Below are 12719 nucleotides of genomic sequence, written 5' to 3'. Positions count from 1 at the left end.
TTAGACGACGAACCACTGCGTGCTGTGCATAAAGCACAGCAGATCGGTGATAAGAAAACGGGCGACTTAGTTATTCGCCCTCATGGGTGTAAACTTCATAACCGCTTGTTCCTCATCTAAATTATCCACATTGACTTCTGCAGGTTGTGAGCTAATAAGCGCTTTATTAGTTGGCCATATTGCCTGCGATATTTTGTTGATAATGTGTTGCAACAACTCGCTCACTGTCCTGGGATCAATTATTTTAGCAGCCTGACTATTTGGACAGTCAATTGTTAAATCCTGCACATGAATACCCTTGGTAGTAAAAGTCACTTCACTATGAATTTTTGCATGATAGCTAGAGCCAGACGCGGTAATTACTTTGTTTCCAACTGTTACCTTTGCATAAGTGTTCTCTTCGATAATAGACACCCCACCCTTTATTGGTACAATATTAACCACAGTCCGCTGATTGGGGAGTTTAATATTCTGATTTTTCCGCAATTGCGCATTTACGACACAATGCTGGCTGGCAAAGAGAAGTCCTCCCTGATGAAAATGCTCAAGAGCGCACTCAGACAATTCTACTCTTTCTGATGGCGTTGCGTTAGAAAACAATACCTCAGCAAAAAATTTTTCAAGTCATCAAGACTTTGAAACTTCCCTTTTTCTGCTCTTAGATGAGCGATAGTCGAGCCTTCTCCAGCACCAATACGAATTTGTGAACCGTCACCAGCCGTGAGTTCTCGATTCCAATCACTCAGAGTAGATTCGCTTGATGCGTAACCGCCCCCCTGCTCCTTATTACCATAAAAGAATCGTTGGGTGGCGCCATATTGCCAAAAATTTGCCATTGTAAACCTCTTAAAATCAAGTTGTATTATATATGATCTGATATGCTATTAACAGCTTTTTTGGTTAAAATTTATTCTAAATTGAACTAGTCAGTTGTTGGCTGCCGCTCTCTGGCTTAGTAGTAACGAGTAATTCACTACCTGATTTGTAAGTAACAACAGCTCCCGGGATACTTGACGGTGCTTTATCCTCAGATGCTTGCCTTGTAAGAAGTGCCGTTATTTCTTTATTGTTGACTATTTCAGCGACATCAAAAGAGGTTCCCATTTCTGGCGCCAGAGCATTCTTATCTGCTCCCAATTCAAGAAGCGACTTACAAAGCTCTGTTTGCTCATTGGTGATAAGCAGGCGTAAAGCGATTACACCCATTTTTATCAGCCAAATTAACATCAATCCTTTCGAAGGTAAGTAAATAACGTACGATGTCCCAATGCTTATTGTAACAGGCGAGTAGTAATAGGGTATTTCCATTTATTGCTTGCTGATTAATATTCCGTTTACCCGTGCTCAACAAAGATAGTCTGGAGGATGATGCAAAGAATAAGCATGAAGAGGTGAAAAACACGAAAAGGAGGACATTCTTTGTAGAAAAATCTGAGGGTTCACCTGGCAAATTAAATATTTTTAGTTTGTGTATTGAAATAAATCAATTATTTTCTCAATTTCTTGTTGATGAAAACAGCGATCTTTTTCAGGAAGGCGTTACTAAATTAGATCAGTTACTCCAAACTCTTGAAAGAGCACTAAAGGATGGGGGTATCTCCATTCAATATGTACTCGCAGGTCAATGTTATTATTTCAAAGCAGCTTGCTGCTTAATCGCAGCGAGTAAAAGAAGCAATCAACAAATAGCTCATTGCTATGAGGGCAAAAAATACCTAGAAAAAGCCATTGAATGCGGGGCAGCAAAAAATAAAGAAGTTGCTGTTTTCGATGATTTAGCTAAAACGCTTGAAACATATAATGATGAATTAAAAAAACAATCGATTGTCACAATAATAAAGTTAAACTGCAAGAAGCAACAAACCAACCTTTACTGAGAGATAAACTGCTCCAAGTAGAAGTAGGCGAGAATCTTTTCTTTGCTCGTTTAAACCGACATTATGAAGTAGGCTCTAAAACACTCAATAGTCAGATTTATAGAAAAGCAATAGACATGATGAAAGAAGGAATTAAGGCAGGTGAGTGCATAGGGTTAAAGGCAATTCAATCTACAGTAACAATAGGCGTCTAACTCCTTATACTACTGCTGGAGGCCGAGTTTTAAACTCGGCCTCCAGTTCGTTGAACTTGCCAGTTAACTCGTTTTTTTGCCTCCAACCAACTTTCAATTTGAGCTCTTAATATAGGCAAGCTGACAACACCATTTTTTAGCACTTGATTGTGAAATTGCCGTATATCAAAACGACTTCCCAATTGCTCTTTGGCTAATCGACGCAACCGTTCTATTTCATATTTTCCCAGCATATAAGCAGTAGCCTGCCCTGGCATCATAATATAGCGATCAACCTCTCCTTCAATGATATTTTCGCTGAGTGCTGTATGCTGTTTTAAATAATCCACTGCCTTTTCGCGACTCCAATGAAAAGCGTGTATGCCTGTATCAACCACGAGACGTGCCGCTCTTAGGGTTTCATTCGACAGCATTCCCAGGCGGGAAATATCATCCTGATATAACCCCATTTCATCCGCCAAGCGTTCAACATACAAGGCCCAACCTTCACCAAAACCAGCATTAAACAAGTATCGGTTTAGCGTAGGTATCGCTTTATTTTCATAAAGCAAGGCGATTTGAAAATGATGACCTGGTATTAACTCATGAAACAAAGTTGCCTCTTGATCAATACGACTCCGTTTTTCAGGCTCATAGGTGTTGATATAAAAAACACCAGGTTCCGCTCCATCTTCATTGGGTGGGTGGTATTCACCAGAAGCGCCTGTTCTTGCTCGATGTGCAGGATAAGGTCGTAGCGTCCCCTCCGTTTTTGGCATGAGGTCAAACCAATCAGAGACTTTCGCTTTGGCCCTCTCCAAGGCAGCAACGTTATAATCCAAGATATCTTGTTCAGTGGAAAAATAATTCTCAGACTCTTCTTTGGCGCGCTGAAAAATCACAGTCATATCGTCAGTATCATATTTTTTCAAACCAATTTCAGCAACCTCTCTGGATAATTTTTGTATCGCTTGCAAACCCAACTCATGAATTTCACCAGGAGTCAGTCCCAAGGTGGTTTCCTGTTTGATTTTGGCTTGATAGCATGCTGGACCTGCCGGTAATGCCATCACTCCTATTTCATTTCTCGCCTTAGGCAGATAGTCATTCTCCAGATAATCCACATATTTTTTAATAGCAGGATTAATGGTCGTTTTAATGAGATGAGTAACTTGCGTTTTAAACGCATCATCACCATCCCGGCGCGCAAAATCAAAATAAGGAGATGCTTCAATGGGACTGTTAAGTACTATTTTAAGTTGCGCTAATACTCTCGCTACAGCAGGCTTGGGTGCGGTATAACCAAGGCTCACTCCCAATTTTAAATTGTCAATTTGATTATCTACCACTTTATCGAAAGTCTGCCAGCGTGTAAGAGCAAATTGGCGGTACTCAGCGGTTCCAACAGGCTGTTTCTCAGCAACAATAGCCATTTTATTATGCCAACCAAAGCTTGGATTAATATCCCAAAGCTCTTCTCTACAAATTCGACTTGCCTTTTTCGCTTCCAGTGTTTCTTTTAGAAGGAGATAGGTCAGGTATTGCGACGACCCCCGCAATGCCTTTTCATCCATGCTGTAAAGAGCTGATAAAAAATCATCTTCTTTTTGTACCCATTGCTTGTAAGCGTCTATAGAAGCATCCATAAAACGATCGTGGGCTACATTGCTTTTTCCCCAAAAAAGACCTAATTCGGGTGAATAATCAAATAAACTCTTTTCATAATCGTTTGCAAGATCGGCAAATTGTTGCGACATCTTTTTTCCTTGGGTAAGTGGGTCAGCGGAAGCCATTGATTTTAATGCCAATAGTGAAACTAATAAGCAGAACAAGATTATTATAAAGTGTCTCTTTAGATACATCTAAAATAATCTCCTTTTACTAGACATTTGTCAGGATTGATCCTACATGCTCATCATGCTTAAACCAAGTAGGATTTTCTATCATATCCTTACTATTATGCAACTTGGACCAAAATAAGCGATTTGTTCTTTTGCAATTTAAATTGTTTTCCAAATATACTAATTCTACGTTTCTCTTCCATGACGACGGCCAGTATGAGCAACGCACAAGATTATGTTGATGCCTTAAGAGCTGGTTGCTATTTCAAAGCTCTGGAATTGGCTGCCTTTGTTAGCCAAAAATATCAATCAATGAAAAAAGACCCCATTGGTGCTGACGACCTTATCCAACTGGGAATTTATGAGTTAAGTCAAACGGATATTGATAAGAGTGATATTCCTGCAATTAATTTTTTATACAATTATCTGCAATACCATAGTTACCTTATAAACGGGGAGAAAGGCTATTCTCTGATGACTTTTCTCTCTTTAGCCAGCTTCGCTTTGACAATTAAAGAAGATAAGGAATACGAAGAGATCACCGCAGCGATTACCATTGAAAATGCAAATCAATTGCACGATTTTCTTCAAGATAACTCTGATTTTTCCATTTTAATAGAAAGAAATACCGGTTGTTCTGGAAAGTGGATAAAAGCTATGTGTCAACCTGTTGCGAAAGAGAAAGATCTGGCTAAAAAGATCGAAGAAATGGATGGCCAAATTTTTGCCAATTTTGAAAGGGATCTTGAGCAACTAAGACAACAGCTTGCGAAAGAAAAAATTCATTTTTTCTGTCCCTTGGTACAACGAAGAACACAGGCTCGAATAGTCAAAGAATTTCTTGTTGTTTTTAGAGATCATTTACAAGACAAACTTGAAAAAGAAAGCATCATCATCTCCACTGAAGGAGAAATAGCATTACTCATCGAACCAACCGCCAAACAACAAAAGTTAATGAATCGCTATCAAGTTATAGCTGTTCTGGTGGAAAAAATGAAAGATAAAATAGTTCTTAGCTATGGCGATAAACAGGTTATCGCTAAAACAATGGAAATTTGTTATTACAACACACCCTCCTGGCAAGAAAGAATCTTTTTTCAAAAAATGACCGATATTTTCAGCGGCGGCCTAAAACCACTTTACCGGACTATATTTTCACAGGAAAAACTCTATAAACAAAACATAACCGCGTTAATAGCACTAGATGAAGAAAGTGATACATTAACACCAGGTTGATATAACCCACTAAGTGGCTAAAGAAAAAGGACCTATAAAATGTAACAGCCAAGTTATTAAGATGATTATCAAAAGATTCACTAACAAGGGGGATTTGTTTTTCCTACTGAAGAAGCGATAGATTCCAAGCAGCAAAGCAGTGAGTATTAGCAAAAGCAATCCAGTAACAAAAATGATTAATAAGGCTAAATACAAACAATCTGCGTTAAAATAAAAAGGTACAAAAGTCGTGAGTATACCCGCGCCTTTGCGATAACAAAGACTGAAAAAATAATGTCGATCATAAAGGACCAAAAAACCATGGCGTAGAATCTAATCGCATTGATGCTACTTAATTTTTTTCCGTAATCCACTGTTCTACCTTGCTTACTCCTGTTAACTCAATAGATCTTAGTGTGCAATTATACTGCCACATTATCCATACATGGAGAACGCTCTGACTCCTGCGCATATTTTATTACTTGCTCTATTTTTCATGACCGGCGATACATTGTTCAAGAACAGATTGACCAGAAAATTCTTTACTAAAAGTAACCAGCATATCTCTAAATGCCTCTTGTTCATCACTATCTAACTGTTGATTGACAAAAATATCTGAAAAAGCCACGTGTTTTCTCTCTGCAATCTCTTTGGCAAAAGAGAACATGTCAGCATAAGTTGTCTTAGAATTATCACCAATGAAAGTCGACCAGGCCGGTGGATTGCCTTGAATATATTTAATTAAAACCGGCTTACTCTCTCTAAGATTCTCAACAGTCCTTTTACACTGGGTAGAATAAGCGCCTTGTATCATTAAAGGACGGCCATAATGATCACTGAGGGCGTTTCTCAAAGCGTTGATATCCCGCTCAGGCTCTATATCAACCGTTTTTAAAGTAGCGTAAATAGTTTTTGTTGTGCAGTACAAATAATCCAAGGGCGATAAACCATCTTCATCGCGAATTCGGGTAGATGCACCAAGTTCTATAAGATGGCTAACCACATCAGCACGACCAAGGATGACAGCGTAGTGAAGCGCTGTTCTGCCTTGGTTATCTTGATAATCAACAAGTAAATGCTCTTTATAGACATCAATAAATTGATGTATTAATAAACTACTGGACGGCAATAGCGTCAGCAAGATGAGCAAGGATTTTTTGCCAAACCGTTGACCATCGCAAAGATTAGGGTTAATACGATTGGGCATTAAGCTAAACAGCCGTGCCACATCAATAAATCGTTCATTAGCAAGCAGAAAATGTAAAACAGGATTGTCGAGGGACCAATCTGCATTAGGATTAAAATGATTTAAACGGATAAAAGACCGTAGTTTCTCATCAGAAAGCCTCATAAAATTTAGTGACTTAAAGATTTTATTTGAATAATAAAATGAATGCATGGGTATTTTTTAGTCATAATGTCTTACGCGCATTCTACGCGATTTAAAGCCTCTATAGCAAATATGGATGTATTATTTAGCAAGCAAGCGGTCAGGGAGCAGCTTCCATACTTGTCAACTCAATCAACATCTCAGTATGGTGATGGCCAGTATGAGCAAGAAACAGGTTGCCTTCGACAATCACTTTTTTATTTAGCAGATCTTTTTTCTCTCTGTATTGCTCCGCCGTGAGCACTAATTGAAATTTCGTGGCACGTCGATCAAGGCGATATAATTTGCCATTGTCGAGGTTGCGGCCTATCCCACAGTAAGATTTTTCAGTCGTCAAAATCCAATAAGTTTCGGGCTCATCACCTTTTTTGACACGTTCATAATTAGGAAGGCCAGGAAAAGTTTGCACACCGAGTTTACCTTCCAGTTTGATTTCTTTTCCCTCTATCAAACAACGTTCAGCTATGGCTAATGGGCTAAAAATGAGTATAAGTAAACAAGCTAAAATCTTCATGATTTCTCCCTTTTACAAACTCAAGTAAATGACATGGCGAGTTGTTTGCTGATCAACAATCACTTTAATGTTGATTAACTCCTTTAGATGATTAATTTGATGTTGCCATAAATTACTATCACCACTTACCCCAGGAATTAGGACTAGTGTTTGTTTCATGACAGACCTCCTTGTCGCAAACACAGACCTTTTTATGGCAAATCCAGCTCAAAATTAGTATAGGCTAAAGCAACTTTGCTAGCTAACCTCTTTATTGTTAAGAGGAATTGGGGGAATATTTTCTTCTATTCTCTTCATCATATAGGGAAAAAATGGATTTGATGAAAGACGCAGAATCGAATCCAAGCTAACGATGAGTACGTTGCGCTCTCCGCGAGTGGCTATTGACCCTAACTGAATACCATAGTTCTCAGCTGGATCAGGTTGTAAGCCATAAAGCCCATCCGTAACTGGAAAAGGGATGGCAACATGCGATAAAGAATAAACCTCTTTGGGATAAGATAGCCCCAAAGGATGTCTACTCTCATTAACAGCACCCGCTTCCGTAATAGATTCAACTACCTCTTCACTATCTACGTTAACATTCGTGATAATTGTTGTACGAAATTGTCTGGGCGGTGGATTTAGAAGTTGTGTTAATGCGGCATCTGCGGTAGGGCGCAATAAAATACCAAATTTTGCGGCTCTATTGAGGTCAAACAATACCAATTCACTGCCATTAGCGGGAAGTTGGGCATAAAAAGCAGAAACAATAGCGCGGGTGCTGACCGTAAAATCCATGACTGATTGGAAAGTAAGTACAGGAGGCAGTTGACTTAACTGACCATGGCGGGCCAAGCGTAGAATTTGTTGCTGTAACGCTGTTGTTAAGCAGTAAGATTGTCGCGCACCATTAATAGGAAAAGAATTGTATTTAAACGGATTGAATTCAGGAAGTATGCTAAGCCATGCTGCTTTTGCAAAGGCAGGTAATAGAGCAGGTAAACCAGCAAATCCGGCAAAACGAGCAAACCGGGTGATACCAATCATTGGTGAAATCAATATAATTTTATCCGGACGTGTCAGTTTTTCATCTTCAAGTGCATCGAGAGTGTACTTTAATGCCAGTGCCCCCCCATTAGAAAACCCAACAAGATGTAATGGCTGAGACGGACCTATACGTTTCCGAGCTTCTCTGATTGCTAATCGTGTTGCCGCTAACCAATCCTCCCATTTAACATCAGTCAACGCAGCAGGAACAGTACCGTGTGCCGGCAATCTAATTGCAATGGCCACATAACCATGCGCACGATAACGCCGAGCAATATGGCGAAGACTATAAGGGGAATCTGTTAGTCCATGTAAAAATACAACAGCGCCAACCGGTGTCCCTTGCGGTTCGAGTAGATAAGAATGATTCCAATCATGAGGAAGTTTTCCAGGGTAAACTGGACTACCATCAAAATATCGATTAACTGGAACACGTTCTTTCTTGTTTAATTTGAGAGTAACTTCTCTGCGAACAACTTCAAATAGTGTATTCTCGGCTTTGATATATTGTGACCAATCCAATTGTTCAAGTTCTTGCGCCTTTAAATCCTTGGGAACATAGGTATGCCAAATTTCCAGAGGAGGCCCGCGTAGCGAATCATAGATCCGTATGGCAAGTAAAGTGACTATGACTACGCAGAGTAATTTTAATCCCGATTTTAATAACTTAAAAAATTTGATGCGCACTCGTTCAACTCACTTTGACCAATCTGGAATTACAGACACTCACTGTCGTTTAGCTGCAAATTCCACACATCCTGTATTTAAAGATACTATCATAATTCCAATTAAAAAAATGTCCCAAAATCGAGCAACATTAAGCCATGAGATTGAAAATTTGATTCAACAATTTTAGAAGATATATTGCGCGGTTGAACAGACAGATGAGAAGCAATCTATCAGGCTCCCCAACACTACACCTTGAATTGAGACGTTTTAGAAACGTCTTCTATAGTACAACTCACAAACGCTTTTTCAGCAAACCAACGTACATAATCTTGCCTATCAGGCGTTAAGAATGCTTTAAAATCCCAACCAATTTTTCATTTTGGTTGAATGCACCTAATTCAATCTGTTTTGCTTGAGCAAGTCCTCTGATCATCCATTCTACAATGGCTGAATTTCCTCGGCCTACAGGTTGTAGTCTGGCGAGAGAATGAGCAATTTTGCCCGCATTAACTAAAAATTGTTCTAAACCCTGAGACGGTTCCCATGTCAAACAAGCTTGAAAATAAGGCTCCACCATCTCAAATTGCACCTGAAAATAGCTTGATCTACTGGTGTAATGTTCAGACAAGGGAGTTGGGTTATGGTTAATAACAATAGTATTTCGGTCATCATTTTTACCGTAATCATATAATGTAATAGTAAGGACATTCTCATCTTCGATAAATGGCACTTCCGAAGCTAGATTCTTATCATGTAAATTCGTCCTCTCTTCAACATTCATTTTAATTGTTATCGTATAAATTAACCCGTTTTCACTCTCCTTATTAGGTTGTTTATCGATCTCAATAAGAGGACTTGCCTGGCTTAATAAACCAAAAACCTGTTCATAAATTTGGTTTTTTGACTTGGTAGATCTTTGTTGAGGTTAAAATTATCAGTAGCAGCAAACCCCGCTTTATTAAATAAACCGAATTGATGTCGAAAGGGGCCTTGTTTTAAGTCTTTACCTACTTGCCGCCTTTTACTGGCTAGAAAAGCATAAACACAACCTACCCCTGTTCTAAATACATCTTCTGGACAACGAATATCTTCACGTACTTGTGGTTTTTGTTGCGGAAAATGCGGTAAAAGAATTGCCAATTCATTAATAATCTCCGCACTATACTTTAGCCAGGAGACTTGATTGGAGGGATCAAAATGTTTAGTGCGGTCTGAGGAGGAGGCCATGTTAGAGCCCGGCCCCGAGGCAAGAGAGGCAGCTATACCATGCTCCGATTCAGGAATAGGAGATGATGAAAACAAGGTATCCCGATTTTTACTCCGCCCGTGGCTTGCTCAGTGTTTTTCGTGGTCGAGTGCTTGCCCTCTTCTTTCTCGTGCATACATCACCTGGCTGCTGAGTTCTATCAGTAGCAAAATCATTGTGATATATATTTTATCACTATGGTCAAATAATTTCTCTTTCAAAGTATTTTGCCCATTGTCTTTTAAACTGGGATAACGTATCTTTTTCAACACATGACGTGCAATGACGAATCATCAGGAGACCCTTTGCTTACACAATGTTTCACTATTGGGTTACTGATGTTACTCGCCGTGATGTCGCCTGGACCAGATTTCGCCCTTGTTACCAAAAATACGGTGTTACATTCTCGTGAATCCGGATTCTTCACCGCACTAGGTGTAGCCCTATCCAATTTGATTCATATTAGCTATTGCTCGCTAGGACTGGCCTTTGTTATTGCAAATTCCATCTTGCTATTCAGCCTTATTAAATACCTTGGCGCGGGTTATTTACTGTATCTTGGCATCATGTCCTTATTATCCAAGCCGGAAACCCATTTAGTAGACGAAAAAAGGACGCAAATTAAGAAAAAATCATTGCCTAAAGCCATCGCTTTTCGCCAAGGGTTCCTATGTAATCTGCTAAATCCCAAAGCCACTTTATTTTTCCTCGCGTTGTTTACTACCATCATTAAACCGGAAACGCCCGCTCTGTGGGTTTTGATTTTTATTGTTGAAATGTTTGTTATCATCACGTTATGGTTTTTTACCTTAACAATGATTTTGTCTCATCCTAAAGTTACGCGACTATTGGAAAAAAGTGAAAAATACATTGCTAAGATTTTGGGCGTCTTCTTAGTGAGTTTCGGAATTGCCCTAGCATTTGTAAAGCGATGAGGGATCACTCAATGATAACTGTTACCGTTATTGGATCAGGGGCAATAGGCAAATTTTATGGAGCCCTGTTCACTCTCGCAGGACTTCATGTTTGTCATCTTGAACGTTCTGACTTCTCCATTTTACAGCAACAAAAATATTATGAACTGGAGATGCCAGATGGAACTGTCATAGAAGTTACACCAAAACAAATTGAGAAGGATTATAGACAACTACCTAAATCTGACATCATTCTTATTGCACTCAAAACCACTGCAAATGACGTGTTAAAAGAAATCTTGCCTTATGCTCTTAAACCTGAAAGCAAAATTATTATTTTGCAAAATGGGATTGGCAATGAAGAATATCTTACCTCTTTCATCAAAGAAAACTGTTCTATTCTCTGTGGAGTAACGACAACAGGCGCCACTCGTATCAGACCAGGGTATATCAAGATAAAATACCTTGGTGAGTTAAAGTTAGCGCCTTTTAAAACGGAGCAATCAGTTGGGGAAGAGATTAAACGATTATTTAAGTCCTCCGTCAATCCCGCTATTTATCCGAAAATTCAATTAGCTGAAAACCATCGTATTCTTCGCTGGACAAAATTATTATGGAATATTCCCTTTAGCAGTTTAGCGGTACTATTTAATACGCCTGTTGAAGTACTCGCTACACAAGCTGATTATCAAAAAATTGTACGTACACTCATGCATGAAGTTTGTCTAGTCGCTAAACTAGATAAGGCTGAAATTGCGAGTGAGATTGAGAAATTGTTGGCAGGGACTGCAAAATTGCACGGATTTTATCCCAGCATGTACGTCGATTTTCAAGAAGGTCGACGACTTGAATCTCAGTACATTATTGCTAATGTTATCGATTATGCAACGACACATGGACTAGATACGCCCGTATTGTCCTTTATTTATAAAAAACTATTAGAGCTAGAAAAAATGGCAGTGTATTCACAGCCAGTGAGCAGAAAGAAATTTCTGCGTTAATCAAAAAGTTACTAGAAAAATCCAACTCCTGACTGGCATTGGTATGCTGTATTTGGGGTTTTCTTAATAATCTATTCCTATGATGCTTCGCTGATTTGTAGGCGCGTAAATAATAAACACTAGGATTAATATATGTTACCAGTTCAAGTAATTACCGACCTTTTAAAAGATGACTCATTAGGAGCTCTTTTTCCTCTTGTCAAGACAGCAAAGGTTGAACGAAAACAAGAAAGAACGAGTCAAGCCCAGGGGGGCACCAGCTACCACTACATGAATGAAGCTGAACAAAAGGAGGCTCTCCTGCAAGTGGACAGTAAAGGCCTATATCGAAACAAAGACGGGCAACCTGTCACGGGAACGTTCTTGTTTGTAGTTTTAGAAAATGGGGATATTATTCACGCGCCTGAAACAACTGCAGAAGGTCCTCGATACCGACATTCTGCCCTCGCAAATGGAAAAAAAGTTAGGGCAGCGGGAATGCTTTATTTGAAAAACGGTCAATTAATGGCAATAAGCAATGAGAGCGGCCACTATAAACCGGCTGGCGAAAAACTCTATGAAATCTTGCAGGTTTTCATCAGCGAGTCAAAAAACCCACAACTAATTTTTGAAGATCATACACAAGCAGCTTTTGGCTTTGTCTATCAATACGCAGCGCAGAACTTTATTAACAACGAAAGAAATATATTAAAAACGATTCCGGTTAATCAACGCACTATGGTAGAGGTTGATGAAGATATTTATGAAACTTATTATACCCAATCGTCCAGATTCGGACTAAAACCCAAAATAATACCAGCTCAATTTTTCCTGTCTCAAAACAACAAATAGCATCGTCTGAAAGAAAAAG

General features: G+C 39.2%; 17 protein-coding genes. 5 read left to right on the top strand and 12 right to left on the bottom strand.

The window, feature by feature from the left end; all coding sequences use genetic code 11:
* Positions 1-66: 66 nt before the first annotated feature.
* From BN58_RS05180 to BN58_RS37525, 4 genes are all read right to left on the bottom strand, one after another.
* Positions 67-564 carry a hypothetical protein gene (locus BN58_RS05180; protein ID WP_019215938.1) on the bottom strand — a complete coding sequence of 166 codons (498 nt, stop codon included), beginning with the start codon at positions 562-564 and terminating at the stop codon, positions 67-69.
* 2 nt (positions 565-566) lie between these two features.
* Complete coding sequence (locus BN58_RS05175) at positions 567-836, bottom strand: hypothetical protein (protein ID WP_019215937.1); 270 nt, start codon at positions 834-836, stop codon at positions 567-569.
* A gap of 76 nt (positions 837-912) precedes the next feature.
* Positions 913-1227, bottom strand: a complete 315-nt coding sequence (locus BN58_RS05170) for a hypothetical protein (protein ID WP_019215936.1) — start codon at positions 1225-1227, stop codon at positions 913-915.
* On the bottom strand, positions 1169-1402 hold the full coding sequence (locus BN58_RS37525; protein ID WP_408605462.1) for an ankyrin repeat domain-containing protein: 234 nt from the start codon (positions 1400-1402) through the stop codon (positions 1169-1171). The genes BN58_RS05170 and BN58_RS37525 overlap by 59 nt, the downstream gene beginning before the upstream one ends.
* Between BN58_RS37525 and BN58_RS31505 the strand changes: the two genes are divergently transcribed.
* The gene (locus tag BN58_RS31505) at positions 1341-1877 is read left to right on the top strand and encodes a hypothetical protein (protein ID WP_019215935.1); all 537 of its coding nucleotides are present in this window, start codon (positions 1341-1343) and stop codon (positions 1875-1877) included. The genes BN58_RS37525 and BN58_RS31505 overlap by 62 nt on opposite strands.
* A gap of 223 nt (positions 1878-2100) precedes the next feature.
* On the opposite strand, the gene BN58_RS22310 is transcribed toward BN58_RS31505, so the two are convergent.
* Positions 2101-3807: a DUF885 domain-containing protein gene (locus BN58_RS22310; RefSeq protein WP_019215934.1), complete on the bottom strand. Its 1707-nt coding sequence runs from the start codon at positions 3805-3807 to the stop codon at positions 2101-2103.
* 285 nt (positions 3808-4092) lie between these two features.
* On the opposite strand from BN58_RS22310, the gene BN58_RS05155 reads away from it, so the two are divergent.
* Positions 4093-5127, top strand: coding sequence for a hypothetical protein (locus BN58_RS05155; protein WP_040916157.1), 1035 nt, complete (start codon positions 4093-4095; stop codon positions 5125-5127).
* A 466-nt stretch (positions 5128-5593) separates the two neighbouring features.
* On the opposite strand, the gene BN58_RS05145 is transcribed toward BN58_RS05155, so the two are convergent.
* The 7 genes from BN58_RS05145 to BN58_RS05120 all read right to left on the bottom strand — a co-directional run bounded on the left by BN58_RS05145 (position 5594) and on the right by BN58_RS05120 (position 10223).
* Positions 5594-6457 (bottom strand): ankyrin repeat domain-containing protein, encoded by an 864-nt coding sequence (locus BN58_RS05145; RefSeq protein WP_198009819.1) that lies wholly within the window; start codon positions 6455-6457, stop codon positions 5594-5596.
* Between the two features lie 139 nt (positions 6458-6596).
* Positions 6597-7010 (bottom strand): DUF4431 domain-containing protein, encoded by a 414-nt coding sequence (locus BN58_RS22305; protein ID WP_019215930.1) that lies wholly within the window; start codon positions 7008-7010, stop codon positions 6597-6599.
* Between the two features lie 12 nt (positions 7011-7022).
* A complete protein-coding gene (locus BN58_RS30550) occupies positions 7023-7169 on the bottom strand; it encodes a hypothetical protein (protein ID WP_019215929.1) in 147 nt (48 codons plus the stop codon).
* 78 nt (positions 7170-7247) lie between these two features.
* Positions 7248-8726: an alpha/beta hydrolase gene (locus tag BN58_RS05130; protein ID WP_026069270.1), complete on the bottom strand. Its 1479-nt coding sequence runs from the start codon at positions 8724-8726 to the stop codon at positions 7248-7250.
* A 325-nt stretch (positions 8727-9051) separates the two neighbouring features.
* Entirely contained in the window at positions 9052-9489 is a 438-nt protein-coding gene (locus tag BN58_RS35775; protein ID WP_051131841.1) for a hypothetical protein, read from the bottom strand.
* Between the two features lie 83 nt (positions 9490-9572).
* A complete protein-coding gene (locus BN58_RS35770) occupies positions 9573-10010 on the bottom strand; it encodes a hypothetical protein (RefSeq protein ID WP_051131840.1) in 438 nt (145 codons plus the stop codon).
* Positions 10011-10043: 33 nt separating this feature from the next.
* Complete coding sequence (locus tag BN58_RS05120; protein WP_156812366.1) at positions 10044-10223, bottom strand: hypothetical protein; 180 nt, start codon at positions 10221-10223, stop codon at positions 10044-10046.
* A 36-nt stretch (positions 10224-10259) separates the two neighbouring features.
* Here BN58_RS05120 and BN58_RS05115 point away from each other — a divergent pair, with 36 nt between their 5' ends.
* The 3 genes from BN58_RS05115 (at position 10260) to BN58_RS05105 (ending at position 12700) form a co-directional block, all read left to right on the top strand.
* Positions 10260-10889, top strand: a complete 630-nt coding sequence (locus BN58_RS05115) for a LysE family translocator (protein WP_019215925.1) — start codon at positions 10260-10262, stop codon at positions 10887-10889.
* 11 nt (positions 10890-10900) lie between these two features.
* Complete coding sequence (locus tag BN58_RS05110; protein ID WP_019215924.1) at positions 10901-11869, top strand: ketopantoate reductase family protein; 969 nt, start codon at positions 10901-10903, stop codon at positions 11867-11869.
* 132 nt (positions 11870-12001) lie between these two features.
* Positions 12002-12700 (top strand): hypothetical protein, encoded by a 699-nt coding sequence (locus BN58_RS05105; RefSeq protein WP_019215923.1) that lies wholly within the window; start codon positions 12002-12004, stop codon positions 12698-12700.
* The last annotated feature ends 19 nt before the right edge of the window (positions 12701-12719 follow it).

Source organism: Legionella tunisiensis (assembly GCF_000308315.1).
GTDB classification, from domain to species: Bacteria; Pseudomonadota; Gammaproteobacteria; order Legionellales; family Legionellaceae; genus Tatlockia; species Tatlockia tunisiensis.
Note: the sequence above shows the minus strand (reverse complement) of the source record. Positions and strands in the feature narration are given on the sequence as shown.

Bases quoted from the DNA above. Each gene is read 5' to 3' on its own strand.
- BN58_RS05105 (WP_019215923.1), top strand. From the start codon at position 12,002: ATGTTACCAGTTCAAGTAATTACCGACCTTTTAAAAGATGACTCATTA.
- BN58_RS30550 (WP_019215929.1), bottom strand. From the start codon at position 7,169: ATGAAACAAACACTAGTCCTAATTCCTGGGGTAAGTGGTGATAGTAAT.
- BN58_RS22305 (WP_019215930.1), bottom strand. From the start codon at position 7,010: ATGAAGATTTTAGCTTGTTTACTTATACTCATTTTTAGCCCATTAGCC.
- BN58_RS35775 (WP_051131841.1), bottom strand. From the start codon at position 9,489: ATGAATGTTGAAGAGAGGACGAATTTACATGATAAGAATCTAGCTTCG.
- BN58_RS05175 (WP_019215937.1), bottom strand. From the start codon at position 836: ATGGCAAATTTTTGGCAATATGGCGCCACCCAACGATTCTTTTATGGT.
- BN58_RS05155 (WP_040916157.1), top strand. From the start codon at position 4,093: ATGACGACGGCCAGTATGAGCAACGCACAAGATTATGTTGATGCCTTA.
- BN58_RS05170 (WP_019215936.1), bottom strand. From the start codon at position 1,227: ATGTTAATTTGGCTGATAAAAATGGGTGTAATCGCTTTACGCCTGCTT.
- BN58_RS05145 (WP_198009819.1), bottom strand. From the start codon at position 6,457: ATGAGGCTTTCTGATGAGAAACTACGGTCTTTTATCCGTTTAAATCAT.
- BN58_RS22310 (WP_019215934.1), bottom strand. From the start codon at position 3,807: ATGTCGCAACAATTTGCCGATCTTGCAAACGATTATGAAAAGAGTTTA.
- BN58_RS05110 (WP_019215924.1), top strand. From the start codon at position 10,901: ATGATAACTGTTACCGTTATTGGATCAGGGGCAATAGGCAAATTTTAT.